Annotated in this window: 16 protein-coding genes; 5 read left to right on the top strand and 11 right to left on the bottom strand. The window is 57.1% G+C overall.

Annotation, left to right across the window (positions count from 1 at the left end; genetic code table 11):
- Positions 1 to 33 precede the first annotated feature (33 nt).
- The gene (locus ACXAD0_RS07870; protein ID WP_475087823.1) at positions 34 to 1,083 is read left to right on the top strand and encodes a LacI family DNA-binding transcriptional regulator; all 1,050 of its coding nucleotides are present in this window, start codon (positions 34 to 36) and stop codon (positions 1,081 to 1,083) included.
- A 110-nt stretch (positions 1,084 to 1,193) separates the two neighbouring features.
- Here the strand turns inward: ACXAD0_RS07870 and ACXAD0_RS07865 are convergent, their stop codons facing one another.
- From ACXAD0_RS07865 to nagK, 4 genes are read right to left on the bottom strand one after another with little or no spacing between them, the layout of a single operon-like run.
- Positions 1,194 to 2,528, bottom strand: a complete 1,335-nt coding sequence (locus tag ACXAD0_RS07865; RefSeq protein ID WP_475087822.1) for a sugar MFS transporter — start codon at positions 2,526 to 2,528, stop codon at positions 1,194 to 1,196.
- A 52-nt stretch (positions 2,529 to 2,580) separates the two neighbouring features.
- Positions 2,581 to 3,717, bottom strand: coding sequence for an N-acetylglucosamine-6-phosphate deacetylase (gene nagA, locus ACXAD0_RS07860; RefSeq protein WP_475087821.1), 1,137 nt, complete (start codon positions 3,715 to 3,717; stop codon positions 2,581 to 2,583).
- A 28-nt stretch (positions 3,718 to 3,745) separates the two neighbouring features.
- Positions 3,746 to 4,744, bottom strand: a complete 999-nt coding sequence (gene nagB-II, locus ACXAD0_RS07855; protein ID WP_475087820.1) for a glucosamine-6-phosphate deaminase NagB-II — start codon at positions 4,742 to 4,744, stop codon at positions 3,746 to 3,748.
- A gap of 57 nt (positions 4,745 to 4,801) precedes the next feature.
- Positions 4,802 to 5,746, bottom strand: a complete 945-nt coding sequence (nagK, locus tag ACXAD0_RS07850; protein ID WP_475087819.1) for an N-acetylglucosamine kinase — start codon at positions 5,744 to 5,746, stop codon at positions 4,802 to 4,804.
- Between the two features lie 490 nt (positions 5,747 to 6,236).
- Between nagK and ACXAD0_RS07845 the strand changes: the two genes are divergently transcribed.
- The 3 genes from ACXAD0_RS07845 (at position 6,237) to ACXAD0_RS07835 (ending at position 10,060) form a co-directional block, all read left to right on the top strand.
- Complete coding sequence (locus tag ACXAD0_RS07845; protein ID WP_475087818.1) at positions 6,237 to 7,553, top strand: substrate-binding domain-containing protein; 1,317 nt, start codon at positions 6,237 to 6,239, stop codon at positions 7,551 to 7,553.
- 171 nt (positions 7,554 to 7,724) lie between these two features.
- Positions 7,725 to 8,615, top strand: coding sequence for a DUF6279 family lipoprotein (locus ACXAD0_RS07840; RefSeq protein ID WP_475087816.1), 891 nt, complete (start codon positions 7,725 to 7,727; stop codon positions 8,613 to 8,615).
- A gap of 170 nt (positions 8,616 to 8,785) precedes the next feature.
- Positions 8,786 to 10,060 carry an aspartate aminotransferase type Ic gene (locus ACXAD0_RS07835; RefSeq protein WP_475087815.1) on the top strand — a complete coding sequence of 425 codons (1,275 nt, stop codon included), beginning with the start codon at positions 8,786 to 8,788 and terminating at the stop codon, positions 10,058 to 10,060.
- Positions 10,061 to 10,134: 74 nt separating this feature from the next.
- On the opposite strand, the gene olsF is transcribed toward ACXAD0_RS07835, so the two are convergent.
- The 4 genes from olsF to ACXAD0_RS07815 form a co-directional block, all read right to left on the bottom strand.
- Positions 10,135 to 11,805, bottom strand: coding sequence for a bifunctional ornithine lipid synthase OlsF (gene olsF / locus ACXAD0_RS07830; RefSeq protein ID WP_475087814.1), 1,671 nt, complete (start codon positions 11,803 to 11,805; stop codon positions 10,135 to 10,137).
- Positions 11,802 to 12,593 carry a UDP-2,3-diacylglucosamine diphosphatase gene (locus tag ACXAD0_RS07825; protein WP_475087813.1) on the bottom strand — a complete coding sequence of 264 codons (792 nt, stop codon included), beginning with the start codon at positions 12,591 to 12,593 and terminating at the stop codon, positions 11,802 to 11,804. Before ACXAD0_RS07825 ends, olsF begins: the two co-directional genes overlap by 4 nt.
- Before the next feature lie 195 nt (positions 12,594 to 12,788).
- Complete coding sequence (locus ACXAD0_RS07820; RefSeq protein ID WP_475087812.1) at positions 12,789 to 13,583, bottom strand: cyclase family protein; 795 nt, start codon at positions 13,581 to 13,583, stop codon at positions 12,789 to 12,791.
- Between the two features lie 131 nt (positions 13,584 to 13,714).
- Positions 13,715 to 14,617, bottom strand: coding sequence for a LysR family transcriptional regulator (locus tag ACXAD0_RS07815; RefSeq protein ID WP_475087811.1), 903 nt, complete (start codon positions 14,615 to 14,617; stop codon positions 13,715 to 13,717).
- A gap of 106 nt (positions 14,618 to 14,723) precedes the next feature.
- On the opposite strand from ACXAD0_RS07815, the gene ACXAD0_RS07810 reads away from it, so the two are divergent.
- Complete coding sequence (locus ACXAD0_RS07810) at positions 14,724 to 15,710, top strand: zinc-dependent alcohol dehydrogenase family protein (protein WP_475087810.1); 987 nt, start codon at positions 14,724 to 14,726, stop codon at positions 15,708 to 15,710.
- A gap of 153 nt (positions 15,711 to 15,863) precedes the next feature.
- Here ACXAD0_RS07810 and ACXAD0_RS07805 read toward each other — a convergent pair whose 3' ends face one another.
- The 3 genes from ACXAD0_RS07805 to ACXAD0_RS07795 form a co-directional block, all read right to left on the bottom strand.
- Positions 15,864 to 16,268, bottom strand: a complete 405-nt coding sequence (locus tag ACXAD0_RS07805; protein WP_475087809.1) for a VanZ family protein — start codon at positions 16,266 to 16,268, stop codon at positions 15,864 to 15,866.
- Positions 16,269 to 16,322: 54 nt separating this feature from the next.
- Positions 16,323 to 16,577, bottom strand: a complete 255-nt coding sequence (locus ACXAD0_RS07800; protein ID WP_475087808.1) for a YceK/YidQ family lipoprotein — start codon at positions 16,575 to 16,577, stop codon at positions 16,323 to 16,325.
- A 181-nt stretch (positions 16,578 to 16,758) separates the two neighbouring features.
- The gene (locus ACXAD0_RS07795; RefSeq protein ID WP_475087807.1) at positions 16,759 to 17,115 is read right to left on the bottom strand and encodes a hypothetical protein; all 357 of its coding nucleotides are present in this window, start codon (positions 17,113 to 17,115) and stop codon (positions 16,759 to 16,761) included.
- Positions 17,116 to 18,055 lie beyond the last annotated feature (940 nt).

Raw genomic sequence — 18,055 nt, 5'->3', positions numbered from 1 at the left:
CTGGCGAAACAGTTCAAGGACCAGACGACCCTCATGAAAGTCACAATCAACGATGTCGCCGCCCACGCGGGGGTATCCATCAAAACCGTATCCCGGGTCATCAACAACGAGCCCTCGGTCCGACCCGCCACCAAGAAGAAAGTCGAAGACGCGGTCAAGGCGCTGAATTACCAGCCCAACCTGGCCGCCCGCAACCTGGCGGGGTCCAGGGCGTACACCATCGCCTTTATTTACGATAACCCCAACGCCTATTACGTCATCGACATGCAAAACGGTATCCTCGATGCCTGCAAGGCCAGGGGCTACGACCTGCTGATCCATCCGAGCAACTCCAAGTCTGCCTCCGTCCACGACGAGCTGAAAAACCTGGTGGAGCACTCGAAAGTTGCCGGCCTGGTGTTGACGCCGCCGTTCTCGGAAACCCCGGCGGTAATCGAAACGCTGAAAGACCTTGATGTCGACTACGTCCGCATCGTCTCCAAAACTCCGGATGTTAAAGACCAGGACAATTGCATTCAGGTGGACGACTCCGCCGCAGCCTATGACATTACCCACCACCTGATTGGCCTGGGTCACAAGCGCATTGGCTTTCTCTGTGGTGGTGAGGAACATATCTCCACCCACAGCCGCCTCGAGGGTTATCGCCAGGCCATGCAACAAGCCGGGCTGCCGGTCGATGACAGCCTGATCCTGAAAGGCGAATACTCTTTTGATTCGGGCGTCCAGGGCGCCAAGGCGCTACTCGGCACCGACAATCCCCCCAGCGCCATCTTTGCCAGTAACGATGAAATGGCGGCGGGCGCGCTGTTTGCTGCCCGACTGATGAATGTCGACATCCCCTCACAGCTCTCGATTGTGGGCTTTGAGGACAGCCCCTTCTCCCGCCAGACCTGGCCCAAGCTCACCACGGCACATCAGCCCAACAATGAAATCGCCAAATGCGCGGCGGCACTGGTTCTCAGCAAAGCACGCGGTAAAACATCCAGTGAAAGCGCCAGCGCCAGCAAAGAAGCGGGCATTCAACGCGAATTCACTCCAGAGCTGGTGGTACGGGATTCCAGCGGCGCCGCACCCTCTAACTGACCCTGCCTGTAACAGACAAAAAAAAGCCCTCCTTAAAGGAGGGCAAGTTCACGAGAACCAAAGAGATACAACGACGAGAATCAAACAGACTGATGCACCAAACAGCTGGATTAATTCCAGCTGCGCATCTTGTGCCCTTTCAGGGCATAAAAGAGGATGAACAGGTAGCACGGCAGCGCCACCCAGTAACCCATGCGGGCTTCGCCGGCGATTTCAGACACCGGACCGAAACCAAAGGTCGGGATAATCGCACCACCGGCAATACCCATAATCAACAACGCGGAACCCTGCGCGGTGAGACGCCCGAGCCCATCGAGGGCCAGCGGCCAAATAGCCGGCCATACCAGTGCATGTGCCAGGCCCATCAGGGCAACGAAGGTGATGGTGTCAGGCACCACTGGAGCGATACCACTCCAGCCCCACAGCACGTCCGCCAGCAAAGTACTCTCCTGAGAACCAAACAGCGCACCGAACACGCACAGGCTGCCCGCGACTGCGGAGCCGAACAGCGCCTGCTGCTGGCTGATAAAGCGCGGGATACCGACCACACCAATGATGTAGCCAATCACCATAAATACCATCGTATAGGATGTGAGGGCGGCGTAATTGGACAATCCCAGTCCTTCGCCGTACAGACCGATGGTGTCACCCGCAATCACCTCGACACCCACGTAGGCGAAAAGCGCCAGAGAACCGAGTACAACCTGTGGGTAGCGCAGAATATCCAGGAAACGGCCTTCAGATTGACCACCTTCCGCAGCGTCGTCTTCATCGATTTCCGGCAGGCCGGAAAACTTGACCAGACCAACCAGCGCGAACAGGGCAATCGCCATGTAGATGTACGGCATGATCAGGCGGCTGGAAACTTCCGCCAGCTGGGCTTCTCGTTCAGCGGCAGACAGCTCGGCCAGTGACTCACTATTGAAATCGGCCAGGCCAGACAGCACCAGCGCGGTAAAGGCCAGCGGCGCAAGCACACCCGCGCCCTTGTTGATAATCCCCATAATAGCGATACGCATCGCTGCGCTTTCCGCAGGACCAACCTTGACCACGTACGGGTTTGAAGCGGTTTGCAGAATCGTCAGGCCCGCACCCAGGCCAAACAGGGCGATCAGGAAAATTGGGTAACTACCCGTTTGCGCTGCCGGAATAAAAATCAGCGCGGCAACTGCCATGATCGCCAGACCAATGGCCATGCCGTCGCGGTAGCCTGTTTTGCGCAAGATAAATGACATGGGCAACGCCATGACGGTGTAAGCAATATAGAACGCAAAAGTAACAAACAGTGCCTGGAATTCTGTGAGGTCACAGAGCACTTTGAGGAACGGCATCAGGGATCCGTTCAGCCAGGTCACAAAACCGAAAATAAAGAACAGCATGCCGATAATTGCCATCGGCAACAGGCTGCTGCGCGTCTCTCGTTGAACACTTACGGCGGATTCCATAAGAAGCACCTTTTATATAGTTATCGTTGTCTGAATTGATCGCGAAAAAACTTCAAACGCTGTGAACTTCCCTGCCCGAAATCCAGGTCTTGCGCACCTGCAATTCGTCATCCAGTAAAATCAAATCGGCCGGCGCACCCACTGCCAGGCGTCCACCCTCGGCACCAAGGAAGTCCGCCGGATAGAGAGAAGCCATTCGCAGCGCTTCCTCCAACGGCACATCACACCAGTCGTGGATATTCCGTACGGCACCGATCATGTCGAGATGCGACCCGGCCAGCTCTCCAGTGGTCGAGGTCAACTTATCTCCCTCGCGTGTAACGACGCGGTCAAACAAAGGGAAACTGGTTTCATCACTGCCGACCAGCGACATGGCATCGGTGACCAGCATCAGCTTGCCACGCGGCTTGGCCTTCAGGGCCAGGCGGATTGCATCCGCACACACGTGGTGCCCATCCACAATCAGGCCGCACCACGCATCGTCACTGATCAAGGCCGTGCCCACCACACCCGGCTCGCGGGAATGGAACGGTGACATCGCGTTATACAGGTGCGTAAACCCGGTCGCCCCTGCTTCCAGGGCCGCTGCAGTTGTCGCTCCGTCGGCATTGGAATGGCCGAGACACACGTGCACACCCAGTGAGACCAGTTTGCGAATATCCTCGGGCGCAACATTTTCCGGCGCGAGGGTCACCACTTTCAGGCCCAGGTCATCGCGCGCGTAAATATCCAGCTCTGCCGGTGTCAGGCTGCGAATAAATCGCTCCTCGTGTGTGCCCTTTTTTGGGGTACTGAGATGCGGCCCCTCAAAATGCACACCGATAATGCCCGGCACTTTTTCGCGCAACGCGGTACTGATCGCCTCTGCAGCGCGCTGCATCACTTCCACTTCATCAGTGATCAACGTCGGCAACATGCCGGTGGTGCCAAAACCGGCGTGGGCCACTGCCATTTTTTGCAACGATGCCACGGTCGGCTCGTTATTAAACAGCGCACCCCCACCACCATTGACCTGAACATCAATCAGGCCCGGCGCCAGCATTCCGGAAAGACGCTCTACAGGTTCGCCAGACAGCGGCACCTCGCCACCAATCGCAGCGATCCGGCCCTCGCCATCAATGGATACCGGGACCTCATGCAAGACCCGCTCACCATCAAATAACCGCTCTGCCAGCAACACCTGTACCACACGCAACTCCCTGCTCTATCGACCCAAGTCAGACGGTCTGGGTCACTTTCTTCAGGCCCGCGGGCTCATCGGGGTTAATACCGCGACTCACCGCCACATGGGCAACATCAATATAGAAGCGCTGCAATAAAGGCAGCGGCGCTACCCGCGGGTGCACACCCTTGGAAGGTACGTGCAAATTAATCAGGGTGCCGCCACGACGGATAATGTCCGCAATCTGCTCGCTGTGCGCCTGATACGACTCGTCTTCGATCGGCACATTGATCACCGTCAGCTGCTGCTCAACCAGGGTCACCGGGCCGTGCAGGAACTCCGCACTGGAGAATGACTCCGCATGAATGTTGCAGACTTCCTTGAGCTTGAGCGCCAGTTCGCGGGTGATGCCATAGCCCGGCCCACGACCCAGCACCACCAGGTTCTTGACCGAAGCCAGGTCTTCGGGGCGCAACTGGGTTTCTGCAGACACCGCATCGCGCAGTGCTTGCGGCAAATCGTCCACTGCCTTCAGCAGTTCTTCATCCTGCTTCCAGTTGGCAACCAACTGCAGCACCGCCGACAGGGTTGCCAGGTAGCTCTTGGTCGCAGCGACCGCTTTTTCCGGCCCCGCTTTCAGCGGCACCATCTGGTCGACAATATCTTTGATCGGTGCGGATTCATCGTTAACGAAAGCCACCGTATAGGCACCCGCCTCTTTTGCCATCTTGGCCTGGGCGAGGATGTCCGGACTACGGCCGGACTGTGAGATCACAATCACCAGGGAGTCTTCCAGCTTCAGGGTACGCCCATAGACACTGGAAACGGACGGGGCCGCCGCAAACGTGGGCGTGCCCGTTTCGATCTCAATCAGATACTTGGTAAATACACCGGCGTGGTCGGAAGAACCCCGCCCGACAATCATCACGAAGCGCGGCGGCTTGTTGCGCAAGCGCTCGCCCAGTTCCGCCATGACGGCCGCATTGCTCTGCAGCTGTTCTGCAATTCGATCCGGGGCTTCTCGAGCCTCGGTTTCCATAATTGTCATACCCATGATCCGTCTCCCTTAACGACTCCAGCGGGAAAATTCAATTCCGTTCCGTTTTGATGATCATCCGAACAATGCTTTACCATCGACATCGATGGAGCCAGCACTTCCGCTCGCCGCTTCAGCAACACACTGGCGAGCAAAATAAACACAACCAAACTCGGGCGGGTCCAACGCTTCCGCAACCCGCTCGACAACGTGCGGCGCCATCCACTGCTTCAGTCGCGGTGCCACACCGCCAATCAACGAAAGTCGTGGCGCATTCATTTCAAACAGCTTGTCCGCCAGGTCGCTGATATAGCTGGCGCCGTCACGCACGATAGCGAGAGCAACGGGATCGCCCGCTTCGGCACATTCCACCACCGGCACGGCGAGGCGCGCATAGTGACTGGAGGACTTGCCGCCGATACGTTCAAATACTTCCTGGGCGTCGCTGCTATCCAACGCTTGCAGCAGCTCTCCCTTGAGGCGGGAGTCTTCGGCGAGACCATCCAGGGCAAGGAACAGGTACTTCACCGCTTCCATACCCATCCACGCACCACTGCCCTTGTCGCCATGGGGAAAACCGTGACCACCCAGCAAATGGGCCTCGCCATTCACCCAGGCATAACCGCACGATCCGGTACCGGCAATAATCACAGCACCATCACCACCACGGTGTGCACCGAGGCAGGCAGAGTGTTGGTCGGTGGTCAAGAACATTTGCTTGAAGGGGTGCGCCCAGGCGTCCATCTCGTTGTAGAGACTGGGCATATTGACGCCGGCCAGACCGACGCCAGCAACCAGCTCACCGAGAGTTTCCGGAGGCAGACCGGCATCAGAGAGGGCGAGAGCCGCGGAGCGGACAATCGAGTCGATGGTCTGGGCATAGCCATGGAGTGGATTGGCGGGACCCGACACACCTGTGCCCAGCACCCGGTTATCACCATCAAGGATTGAGGCTCGACACTTACTGCCGCCACCATCGATACCGATATACAGAATTTCCCTGTCTCCCACAGCAACCATCAGAAACGGCCTCTAAGAATTTGTATTGTTATGTACCGCAACCGGGCTTCCCAATTCCCCCGGAGGTAGCGCTACGCGAGCCACAAAGGCTCCTGCGCTAACTAGTTGTCGCCATACTACAAGAACAATGACAGCGTTGTCATCAACTTTTTTAAAATTTCCTCTCTGCATGGGGACGAGCCTCCGTGGGGGCTTTAGAACACCTTCCTTTCAGTATGGTTCATTTCAGCAAAGGCAGATCCCCCTCACCGAATGTGTGCGACTTCACACGCCCGTCACACAAGGGTTCGACAATGCCACGCAGTTTGGACTGACACCGGGCAGCGCTGCTCCGCGGTACAACGGCCTCGCCAGCGCTCCCGCTTGCCGAGAAAGCCGCTCCGCAGGAAAGCCCTCTCATGAAACACGGTTGCAACAATCCTGTAACAATCGTTTGCCATATTCCCGCCCGCCATCCGTCCCCCCCAGGGTTTTTGCAAGGAGTCTTACTATGAGGGGTCTCTCCGCGCTGCATCTGTTGATCGCGCTTTCTCTATCCCAGCTATTGACGCCGACCGCCCAGGCGGCCGACACCCTGTTCCGCATGACCGGCTCCAATACCGTCGGCGCAGAACTCGCACCGCTGCTGGTCAAAGGGTATCTCACACAGCTTGGCGCCCAGAACATCCAGCAACGCAGTGCCGGCGAGCAACACTGGATTAGCGCCAACCTGCAGGGGCGCGATGTCCAGGTGCCGATTATTGCGCTCGGCTCCAGTACCGGATTCAAGGCCCTCAATCAGGACACCGCCGATATCGGCATGGCCTCGCGGCGAATCAAAGACAAAGAAGTGAAACTCCTGTCGCGCTTCGGCGACCTGTCCAACGCAGAGGCGGAACATGTTATCGGTCTGGATGCGCTTGTCGTAACGGTGCATCACAGCAATCCAATTTCGGAGCTCTCCCTGCAGCAGCTGCGCGACATCTACAGCGGAAAAATCCGTAATTGGCGCGAGCTTGGCGGCAGTGACCTGCCGATCCGGGCCCTGCACCGCGATATCGAATCGGGCACCCGCGCCACCTTTGATGGCGATGTGTTCGGACGCACCCCACCCCCGCGCCACGTTGCCTATGAAGTCTCCGGCAACAACGAGACACACGAACTGGTACTGACAACGCCCGGAGCGATTGGCTACCTGCCCTATGCGGATGCCGGCGATGTGAAGAAAGTCGCCATCCAGGCCGGCAACCTGCCGGCGACCGTACCCGACAGCGGCATCATTGCGACGGAAGACTTCCCGCTGACGCGGCGTCTGTATCTGTACCGGAACCCCACCCGCTATCACCCCCATGTCGACAGTTTCCTGCGCTATGCCGAATCGCGTATGGGCCAGGCGCAGGTTGCCGAAGTCGGCTTTATCGACCTGACACCCGTGACCCTGGATGTACCGGCCTACCCCAACGCGCCAGAGGCCTATCGGGCGTTGGCCGCCAAAGCACAGCGCCTAAGCATCTCATTCCGTTTTGACGACGGCAGCGCCCAGCTCGACAGCCGCTCGCAGAAGGATCTACTGCGCCTGCAGACGTATGTGGACGAATCTGAAGCCCCGGTGCAGCTTACGCTGGTCGGGTTTTCAGACCAGAAGGCAAAAGACCAGCATTCAGACCTGATTTCCCGCTTCAGGGCACTGAAGGTGCGCGGCGCGCTTCTCAGGGACCACAATGTTGGGGATAGCCGTGTCCTCGCCCTGGGTGCCTTTGCTCCGCTCACCGCCGATCAGGAGCATGCACCGGTCAAAAACAGCCGCGTCGAGGTTTGGGTACACTGAGCCCCTGTGGGGCCATCTATGATCCCTCTCTGATCCGAACCGTTCGGCAGCGCGTACGGCGCTGAACTATGCTGGAAATTGGAGCGCCAATGTATCCAGTCTCTGCTTTGCGCGCTGCCCCGGCATATCTCCCGTTCCGGCCCCTCCGGACCAAGAGCAAGGATCGACCACATGGCACGCCGTATCGGCAGCAGCGCCCACACAGGTTTTCGCGCGCGGACATCCCGGCGCGTTTTTGCCCTGGTGGTCCTGTTGTTGAGCAGCCTGATCGCCAGCTGTTCCAGTATCCAGTTTGCCTACAACCAGCTCGATCGCTGGATGCGCTGGCAAATTGACGACTTTGTCGATCTCTCCGCCCAGCAAGACACCCAGCTCCGCGTCGCGCTGGACAGCTTCCACCAATGGCACCGCAAGACGCAGCTCCCCCTCTACGCCGACTACTTCTCTTCCCTCGCTGCTGAAGTCCAGCAGGGCACGGATCTGGTGACGCGTCTCGATGAAGTGGAAAGCAAAGTCGACAAGTTCTGGCAAACCAGCAGCACCCAGCTGTATGACATCATGCTGCCACTCACGGCGAGCCTGACCCCGGAGCAGGTAAACGAGATTGCCGCAGAGTTGGAAGACAAGCGCCAGGATTCCCTGCGCAAGTGGCAAAAGTCACCGGAGAAGATCGAGCAGCGCCGACGCAAGCAGATTCGCAAGCAAAGCGAGCGCTGGCTCGGCTCGCTGTCTGCAGAGCAGGAACAGCTCATCGCAGACTGGGTTCACCAGGTGGGTTACAACCCCCTGCTCCGCGACCAGCAACGTCGCCTCTGGCAAGCCAACTTTGTCGATATCCTGCGCCGCCGGCCGGACGACTACCAGCAACAGCTACTCAATTTGATGCAGGACCCACAGCGCCTCTGGAGCGAGGAATATCGTCAATTGCAAGCGGAGCGCGAGCGCCAGGCCCGCATCCTCAGCGAACGCATCCTGTCCACTATCTCTGAACGCCAGCGGCAACATCTGGTCCGCACCCTGAACGAGTACGCACACGACTTTCGCGTCCTGTCTGCGCAATAAATCCAAGAAAAAGTGCTCGCAAGCACGCAAAAAACCCATTCAAACAAGCGTTTCATGAAAAAAATCGCGCAGGCGCGTATATTTGCCCCACATTTCGGCTGACGGACGGGCACGGCACTGGTAAGCTCGCCCTTCCTTAAATACACCCAGTAACCAACAGAGGAATCCCCGTGCGTATCGACCCCGCAAGCAACGAGCAATTGCAGCAATGGGAACAAGAGCTCAACGCGCAATACCAGCGTATCTGCCAGCATGAGCTCAGCCTGGACCTGACCCGCGGCAAACCCTCGGCAGAGCAACTCAACCTCTCTGATGAGCTCGACGGGATCCTCAAAGGTGATTATCGCGCGGCCGACGGAACCGACACCCGTAACTACGGCGGCCTGGAAGGACTGGAATGCGCGCGCAAACTGGGCGCCGATATTCTGCAGGTACCGAACGAGGAAGTCTTTGCCGGCGGCAACAGCTCCCTGACCCTGATGTATCACGCCGTACTGACCGGCTATCTGTTCGGCTTCGCCGGGAACACCCCATGGCGTGATATGGAGGCCCCCAAATTCCTCTGCCCGGTGCCCGGCTACGACCGGCATTTCTCGATCTGCGAACAGCTTGGCATCGAGATGGTCAATGTACCGATGACCGCAACCGGTCCGGATATGGACGCGGTCGAGCAAATGATCCAGCAAGACCCGCAGATCATTGGCATGTGGTGCGTACCCAAGTTCTCAAACCCCACCGGGGCCACTTACGACGGCGACACAGTCAATCGACTGGCGCGACTCGGCCAGATCGCCAATCCCGGTTTCCGCATTTTCTGGGACAATGCCTATGCGATCCACGACCTGGATCACCTGGTCAACCTGCCGAGTATCCGCGATGCGAGCCTGGCCAACGACAGCGCCGATATCGTGCTGCAATTCGCCTCCACCTCCAAGGTCACCCACGCCGGCGCAGGGGTCGCATTTGTCAGTGCCAGTCCGGCCAACCTGGCCTCACTGAAGCAGCAAATGCAGGTCATGACTATCGGACCCGACAAGGTAAACCAGCTGCGACACTCACGCCTGTTTGCCGAGTTCTCCCTGCTCAAAGCGCATATGCAACATCACGCGGCACTGCTGAAGCCGAAATTTGCCTGCGTGCTGGACCAGCTCCAGGAAGCCTTTGCCGATAGCGATTTGGGCGAGTGGGAAACGCCGGAAGGTGGTTACTTTGTCTCTTTCAACACACGCCCCGGTTGTGCCGCCGAGGTGGTAAGACTGGCCGCAGAGGCGGGCGTTAAGCTCACGCCCGCGGGTGCGACCTTCCCGTACGGCCGCGATCCGGAAGACCGCAATATCCGTATCGCACCCAGCTTCCCACCGCTGGAAGAACTGGACACCGCCATGGCAGTACTGGTGCTCTGCATCAAGCTCGCCAGCGTGCGTCAGGTACTCGCCGCCGGATAATGCGGCAAGCGACCTCGGCAATAAAAAAGGGCGACACTCAGTCGCCCTTTTTTATTGCCAACAATACGCACGCCTCAACCGCTGAGATAGCGCCGCGCAAACTTGGGATCCACCCGCTGCAGGTCCACAACCACCAGGCCATCTACCGAGTCGCAAAAATCCGGATCGACATTAAAGGCGTGGAAGCTGGTTCCGCCGGGCAGCGTCAGTGCAGTGTACTTTTTGAAAAGCGGGGGCAACATGACCCCCTCTTCTTTCAGCAGCTGCTTCAGCTGCGCCATATCTGCAGCGGCATCCTCACTCAACGGCGGCAGATCGGCGCTTTCCTGAAACGGCAGGCGGGCATCGCCCATCGGGGTGTCGGTCGCAAAATGCCGGAGGAAATAGCGCACAATGGCCGATTTGGCGCGGACAGAAAAATTCCCGGGCATCGATACCGGGCCAAACAGATAGCGCACCTCATTCTGTGCAAGCCAGCGCCCGATACCCAGCCACAGCAAGTCCAACCCGCGTCCACGCCAGTATGCCGGCAACAGGAAACTACGGCCCAACTCCGCGGAGCCAGGTAGTGACTCCTGCGGCGCCTGCGCATAGTGAAACAGGGTGCTGCTGTAAATCTGCTCCGGCTGCAGATGACTGGTACTCACCACACGATACGCACCGGCGATTCGCTGTTGCTCGCTATCCCACAGCAACAGGTGATCGTACCAGGCATCGAAGGCATCCCAATCTCGACTGTTGCCGGTTCCCTCCCCCACTGCGCGGAACGCCACTTCGCGGGTCCGTGACAATTCGCGCATTACCGGGCAGTCGCCGCGCTGGCGATACCAGTAAACACGGAAGTGACCTTGCTCAACGAGCACCGGACTTTCCGCCAACGCTGCGGCCACCTCTGCAACCGGCTCACTCGCGGCAATAATTTCAGGACCCAACGGCTTCGGGGATTTGTGCAGCCGGTGCACATGACGCCGCCACAACCTTGCCTGCGCGCGGGGTGCCAGTGGCCAGGCTCGAAAGTGTTCGGCCTCTACCGGGCTACCTACGCGTAAATCAATACCGCGGTGACTCTGCTTGAACATTTCCCGCACCAGCCACAGGGTCGAGAGTGGCTTGTTGAGCATCGACAAGCCATAAAACCATAAGGAGTTCCGACCGCGAACCTGCACCGGCAGAATGGGTGCGCCGGTCTTTTCTGCAAAGCGGATAAACCCCGGATTCCATGCGCCATCACGCACGCCCTGCGGTGTCAGCCGGGAAACCTCACCGGCGGGAAATACAATGATCACTCCACCCGCATCCAGATGCTGGTAGATCCCCTCCACGTCGGTGCGGCGTGTACGCCCTTTGAAATTGTTCACTGGCAGCAGGTGGCTGCGCAGTGGTTCGATATTCCACAACAGCTGGCTGGCCACAGCCTTCACATCTCGCCGAACCCGCGCAACCATATCGATCAGGGCCAGGCCATCCAGGCTCCCCAGGGGATGATTGGCGACAATCACCAGCGGTCCGCTTTGGGGGATTCGCTCGAGGTCCGAGGGCGTAATGTCGTAGCGAAAATCAAAGAACGCAAAAACCTGCCGGATAAAGTCGATGCCCCCCAGGTGCGGATACAGTCGACCAAACTCCCGCAACTGCTCTTCACAACAAATTTTTTTCAGGGTTGCCGACACCAGTTTGCGCGTGGGCCGCTGCGGTGCCGCGCTGTACCAGGGGTTCTGCTGTAACAGGTTTTCCAGCTGAATCATGCCGCCACCGCTTCTGTCATGATGTGGGCGATCTTTGGCGAGCGATGCCAGTGCAACAGGTCGAAGCGCCCATCCTGCAATTCCACCACGGCGCTCATGGTATCGACCCAGTCCCCGCAGTTCGCATACGTGACGTTTTGCCCCTTCGCCTCACAGTCGCGCAGGGCTGCACGGTGAATATGGCCGCAGATGATCCCATCGAGTCCACGCCGCGCGGTTTCGCGGATAGCAATGCCCTCAAAGTGATTCATCATCCGGCGCGCGGCATGCACGCGGTTTTTTACGTGATTGGCCAGCGACCACCAGGGCAAGTCGAAGCGCCCGCGCCAATAGTTGATCCAGCGATTAAAGCGCAGCATCAGGTAATAGCTCTGATCACCGATGCGATAGCTGATGGGATGCACGCGGATGTCGTGTTCAAACTGATCACCGTGCGTAACCCAGTGTCGCCGACCGTCGACACCGGTGTGGACCCACTCACGCTCAATCTGAATATTGCCCAGACGCTTGCCCGCCCAGCTGCGCATCGGGGCATCGTGGTTACCGGGAATGTAGATGACATTGCGCGTCACACTGCTGATATCGGAGAGCATGTCCAGTAGCATCGACGAGGCCTGGCACCAGCTGCCCTTGCCCTGGGAGATCGCTTTCATATCGAAGATATCGCCAACCAGATACAAGGTGTCGGCCCGATGTTGGGCGAGAAAATCAGCGAGCCGATGCGGCTCACTATCCCGACTGCCCAGGTGCACATCTGAAATCCAAATTGCGCGATAACGATTGCCCATTGCAAAGCTCCCATTTCGGTTTGGGCAACTCTGCGCCATTTTGATGACAGTGCGACGGACGTTTTTTGAAGGTTATGTTGCTGTGCAGGGCGGCAGGAATCTCAGCGACCGGAACCGGGTTTCCGGTTTCAATATTGGAGAATGAAACCTGCAAGATTCGACCGGTAATCCGGACCGCAGCTTGAGTGCGAAGGGCTAGGGTTCCGGGACAAACCCGACAATCCGCAGCGGCCCGCCACTCCCGCCCTTGATTTTCATCGGCAGTGCCACGATCCAGAAACCACGATCCGGCAATGACTGCAGGTTCGCCACATTTTCAAAGGCGGGAATATTGCGCTTGAACAACACCTGATGGGTTTCAAACTGGGTGGAGCCACCGAAGTCGATACTCGGGGTATCCAGCCCCACCGCCTTGATACTGCGCTTCTGCATCAGAAATTCGGCTGCCTCCGGCGACAGCCCCGGGAAGACCAGCTTTTTGACCGCCGCCTCGCCCCGCTCCGCCGTACCCATATACTTCTCCCTGTCGGGCCAGAACTGCGCATTACCGGTATCAAACAACACGATACTGCCGTCCGGCACCAGACCATGCTGGCGTTCCCACCGCTGAATATCCTCGACCGAAATCTGGTAGTTACGATCCTTGCCGATGCGGTCGGCAACCCGAATGATCACACCCGGACCAATGGTCTGCTCAATGGGAATCTGGTCGACCGACTGCTGGCCGCGCGCAAAGTGCACCGGCGCATCAATATGGGTACCGCCGTGCTCTGCGGTCTTCAGGTTATAGGCAGAATAGTAAAACCCCGCATCAGACTGCCCCTCGAATACCGTAGTCTTCTCGAACTTGTCTGCCGTTGGCCAGTAGATGGTCTCGTCAGAATAATCGTGGGAAAGATCGACCCAGCGGCCCTTGAAGGGGTCGTCGGCGGCGTACGCAGAAGAGACAAACAGCAACGCGAAAGCGAGACGTAAGGTCACATGCAGCATGGTGATGATTTCCGGTTCGGCAAAGAGGGATTCACAGCATCTTATTGTTGGGCCCCGCAATAGGCCTCTGCCTCTTAAAGTAGCCGAAACCGGCAGCCCGCGCCGCAGACTCCGGCGCCTCGGCACAGGCCTCAGGCCAGGCAGGCATCCCAATACGGCGTACCGGAAAAGCGCTCGGCAAAGTAATCGATAAACACCCGTACCTTGGATGCAAGCAATCTGGAACTCGGGTACACCGCCCAAATCGCCGTATCGGAGACCAGCGGATAGTCTGCCAGTATCTGTACCAGCTCCCCGCGCTGTAACTGTTCAGAGGCGCTCCAGGTAGAATTGATGGTGATCCCCACCCCATGCACACACGCATCCCGCACACATTCACCATTGTCCGTACGAAAGCGCCCCGCTGGCCGAATGCTGAGGGGGCCATCCGGGGTGTCGAACAGCCAGGACTCGAACCCGGCCAATCGGATGCACTGATGCCCACGCAGGTCCTGCGGATGCTTAGGCGAACCATATTTTTGCAGATACGCCGGGGCAGCGCACAAGACACGGCGGTCCGTCGCCAGGCGCCGCGCAACCAGTGCAGAATCCCGCAGGGCCGCATTGCGAATGGCCACATCAAAGCCGCCCTCGACCAGATCAACAATGGTGTCGGACAGGCGCAGGTCCACCGTCAGATCCGGAAAGCGCGAGAGAAAGTCATCCAGTGCGGGCATCAGGTGCATGCGGCCAAAGGACGCCGGCGCAGCAACGCGCAGCGTGCCGGACGGGAGTGTACTACCCGCGCCTACCGCGGCTCGGGCCGCCTCGACACTCGACAACACCTCTTCTGCGTGGGGGAGAAACGCCCTGCCCTCTTCCGTCAGCGAGACCCGGCGCGTGGTGCGGTGCACCAGTCGAACGCCCAGGGCGCTTTCCAGCTTGCTGATATGGGCGCTGGCAACCGCCGGGGAAAGACCCAGTTCATGCCCGGCCGCACTGATATTGCTGGTTGCGGCAAGACGCACAAACAGCCGCAAATGCTCAAGATTCATCACACATTATCAACTTTTTCTAAAAACTGATTAACCCAATAGGTCGATTATCACCAAAATCCGAGCAAATTATACTGGCAGCATTCACCAATCAGGGAGAGCAACCATGAAAGCAATGATCGTGAAGGAATTTGGCGGGCCGGACGTCTTCGAACCCGCGGAGGTCCCGACACCCGTCGTGCAGCCGGGGCAGGTATTGGTGCGCATTGTCGCCACCAGTGTGAACACCGTGGATACCATGATCCGCCAGATGGGGCCGGAGCTGCCATTGTCGCCCGAGCCTCCCGCCATTCTGGGGATGGATTTTGCCGGCACCGTCGAGGCGGTTGGCGAAGGCGTTACCGGTTTCGAGGCCGGGGACGAGGTATTCGGCTGCGCCGGTGGACTGGCGGACCTGCCCGGTACACTGGCGGAATACATCTGTGCGGATGCGCGCCTGATTGCCCGCAAACCCAAAAACCTGAGCATGAGAGAAGCTGCCGCCCTGCCTCTGGTGGGCATTACGGCCTACGAAGGTTTACAGAGAGCAGGCATCAAAGAGGGCCTCAAAGTCCTCGTCCATGGCGGCTCCGGTGGAGTCGGCCATGTCGCGCTGCAGCTGGCGCGCCACTTCGGCGCCAGGGTCTATTCCACCGGGGGCGGCGCGCAGCAACTGGCCCTGATCGAACAACTGGGCGCCGAGCCCATCAACTATAAGACGGAATCCGTTGCCGACTATGTGCAAATGCATACCGACGGAGCGGGCTTCGACATTGTGTTCGACTCGGTGGGGGGCGCCAATATGGCAAACTCATTCGAAGCAGCTGCGCTCAATGGTCAGGTCGCGAGTACCGTCGCGTTGGTAGAACTGGATCTCTCCACCGCACACTTCAAGGGACTCTCACTGCATGTGGTGTTTATGCTCATCCCGATGCTGCACGACTTCCATCGGGAAGATCACCATCACATCCTGTCTGAACTGGCCAAAATCTGCGAGGCGGGTGATCTCAAGCCCGTGTTGGACGATACCAGCTATACACTGGAAGAAATTGGTCAAGCGCATGAACGGCTAGCCAGCGGTCAGGCAATGGGCAAAGTGGTAGTCAGTATCTGACTCCCACCACACGGGTACTGATCACCCTGTAGAAGCCTGCATGGTGGTGACGAGGCACGCTCTTCACCACCTGCTGTCCCTCCTGGTCAATGCTCGATCCAGGGAAGCGCGCACCCGCATCACACCAATGGAACCACAACGCCTGATGGACAACTAATCAACGCGCGCATCTGCCGCGGCAACCCGCGACTCGAATACCCGAGAAACCCCACTGAACACCACGACCCCAAGAAAGCTGGCCAGGAAATCGTAAGCATCCAGCGTACGTTCAGGCAGAAAGTACTGACTCAACTCCTCCAGCGAGAAAAAAGCCGTAACGAGGGCGCTACCCCAATAGCTCTGGAAGCGACCAATAGACAGCCTGCGAAACCGGAATGCCAGATTGGCGAGCAGCGCAAGCACGCCAAACAACAGAAAATGACCGATCTTATCCCCATAAGGGAGCACCTTCACCAGATCAAAAAAGATACTGGAATACCCCCCATTGGCGAGGTAGATCACCCAGAGAATAAACAGCGCAAAGCAGCAGAACAGGAGGCCCGACAACTTATACATCATATTGGCAATCCATCACACATACCGAAAAATCGCCTGAAGCTATTCACCGAAAACTCAGGAATCAATCGCGATATTACCCTCTTCAGATTGAAGAAAGAGCGTATAGGGGAGCACAACCGTATCGGTAATGGCACATGCGGCAGTATCGAGCATATAGAAGCCCAGAAACCAATTAAAGTTTGGCGTATTCGAGTTCGAATTTAACTTGCAGAGATTGTAGGACACACCACCGTAGGCTCTGGAAGTACTTTCACACTGCGTTCTCTGCTTCTTCAGATTACTCACAATCTGTTCATCGGAACTGGACAACGAAGTCACCGTTCCACACCCGGTCAGCAGAGTGGATAACACTATCAACCATAGTCTGTTCATATTCCTGATCCTAAAGCCACGATATATGGCGTTCAAAAAGAAACAGCGAGCATCCGTCAAAATCCTGCAGGGAAAAACGAACAGATCCACCACCGGCTGACAACCTCACCTTTACTTATCAGCTGTGTACTTCGAAACGAAGCTCACCACCAATGACATCGACCGAACCAAAGTCACCAGATAAGTGAAACCCGTTCCCCGTTTGACGTAATGCCTCTATATTGCCGTAATCCAACGTGCCACTCGCATCTATAGAGAACCGCGTTGATTCGATGGGATTTAAGCCAATAACGTTTTCAACACTGATAAACATCAGCGTTGCCTTGCGATAGCAGGTGTATTCACCATCAACGGGCTTTAAGTAATACTCGGACTCTGGCCAAATGCTTGCCTCGAGCTCAAACCGAAGTTGATCACTTTCTCGCAACCAGGTCAGAACAAAAGAATCATTTAAATCGATCCCCTTGAACAGCACTATTTGATTCCAATGCATCCTAATCTACGTATAACGCCCCAAGCTGGGCACAATTGAAAGGACTTCGAGCCGGTGGTAAGTAACCTACGATGGTTCGCTACATCTCAATTGGCACATCATAAGCGATTTCACATAAAGGCCCCAACGTTACTCTATGCCCAGTACCACCTTCGTTTCGCTCAACGCGAACATGCGGCTTATAGAATACGATGATCTTTGAGCCGTCTAAGAGTCTGTTTGATCCATCAAAGGAAAACAAACGAAATCCAGAATCCCCAGCCCTGGACTTAAGCGCAATTTTTGCGTCCTGACCTTGAAGCAACGCCCCCCTTAGGTCCATGTTCTTCCATATCTTAGGGACTGAAAGCTCTACAGCATAAAGACTACCGTCTCCGCCACTATTGGAAGGACTTATATTCAAATAATACAGTAGATCATCATCACTGCATGAAAGTACCAATGATGGATACAACAAAATGGCCAATGACAAGAAGATTCTCATATTGAAATATCACGCACGTGATCAGGATAATTAAGCCGGCTCATTCTCCGTACACACATAGAATCGAAGTAAATCTCGCGGAATACGCACACTACCAGGCACTCCCTGAAAGCCTACAAAACCCCGGGCTAACAGCTTGCGCATGCGAAACGAAACTACGACCATGTCCGACAGCTTTGAGGGTTGCCGCCCTTATCGAAACCCCAGGCCTTTATTTTTCGAGATGATGGGTCAATTACTTCATAAATCAAACATTTACCCACCCACGCTTTATTATGAAAGTGAGGAAGCACTTCAGAAACACTATAACGGTACACCAGATCACCTTCCTCGTTCTCACTAATACGTATGAGCCCTTGCCCGGCAATAAGAAAGTCTGAACGGATCAGCTCACCAGAGTTCGGCCAAGTGTATGGCTTTAATTCTACGACCTTCGTT

It is taken from the genome of Microbulbifer sp. ABF4_148, from assembly GCF_056158985.1.
This window is presented reverse-complemented; position numbering and strand designations above follow the sequence as displayed.

What these genes read in the sequence shown, in the direction of transcription:
- ACXAD0_RS07825 (WP_475087813.1), bottom strand. Translation starts at nt 12,593, where the DNA reads ATGGGCAATCGTTATCGCGCAATTTGGATTTCAGATGTGCACCTGGGC.
- ACXAD0_RS07845 (WP_475087818.1), top strand. Translation starts at nt 6,237, where the DNA reads ATGAGGGGTCTCTCCGCGCTGCATCTGTTGATCGCGCTTTCTCTATCC.
- ACXAD0_RS07865 (WP_475087822.1), bottom strand. Translation starts at nt 2,528, where the DNA reads ATGGAATCCGCCGTAAGTGTTCAACGAGAGACGCGCAGCAGCCTGTTG.
- ACXAD0_RS07805 (WP_475087809.1), bottom strand. Translation starts at nt 16,268, where the DNA reads ATGATGTATAAGTTGTCGGGCCTCCTGTTCTGCTGCTTTGCGCTGTTT.
- ACXAD0_RS07815 (WP_475087811.1), bottom strand. Translation starts at nt 14,617, where the DNA reads ATGAATCTTGAGCATTTGCGGCTGTTTGTGCGTCTTGCCGCAACCAGC.
- nagB-II (WP_475087820.1), bottom strand. Translation starts at nt 4,744, where the DNA reads ATGGGTATGACAATTATGGAAACCGAGGCTCGAGAAGCCCCGGATCGA.
- nagK (WP_475087819.1), bottom strand. Translation starts at nt 5,746, where the DNA reads ATGGTTGCTGTGGGAGACAGGGAAATTCTGTATATCGGTATCGATGGT.
- ACXAD0_RS07810 (WP_475087810.1), top strand. Translation starts at nt 14,724, where the DNA reads ATGAAAGCAATGATCGTGAAGGAATTTGGCGGGCCGGACGTCTTCGAA.
- ACXAD0_RS07870 (WP_475087823.1), top strand. Translation starts at nt 34, where the DNA reads ATGAAAGTCACAATCAACGATGTCGCCGCCCACGCGGGGGTATCCATC.
- ACXAD0_RS07820 (WP_475087812.1), bottom strand. Translation starts at nt 13,583, where the DNA reads ATGCTGCATGTGACCTTACGTCTCGCTTTCGCGTTGCTGTTTGTCTCT.
- ACXAD0_RS07840 (WP_475087816.1), top strand. Translation starts at nt 7,725, where the DNA reads ATGGCACGCCGTATCGGCAGCAGCGCCCACACAGGTTTTCGCGCGCGG.
- olsF (WP_475087814.1), bottom strand. Translation starts at nt 11,805, where the DNA reads ATGATTCAGCTGGAAAACCTGTTACAGCAGAACCCCTGGTACAGCGCG.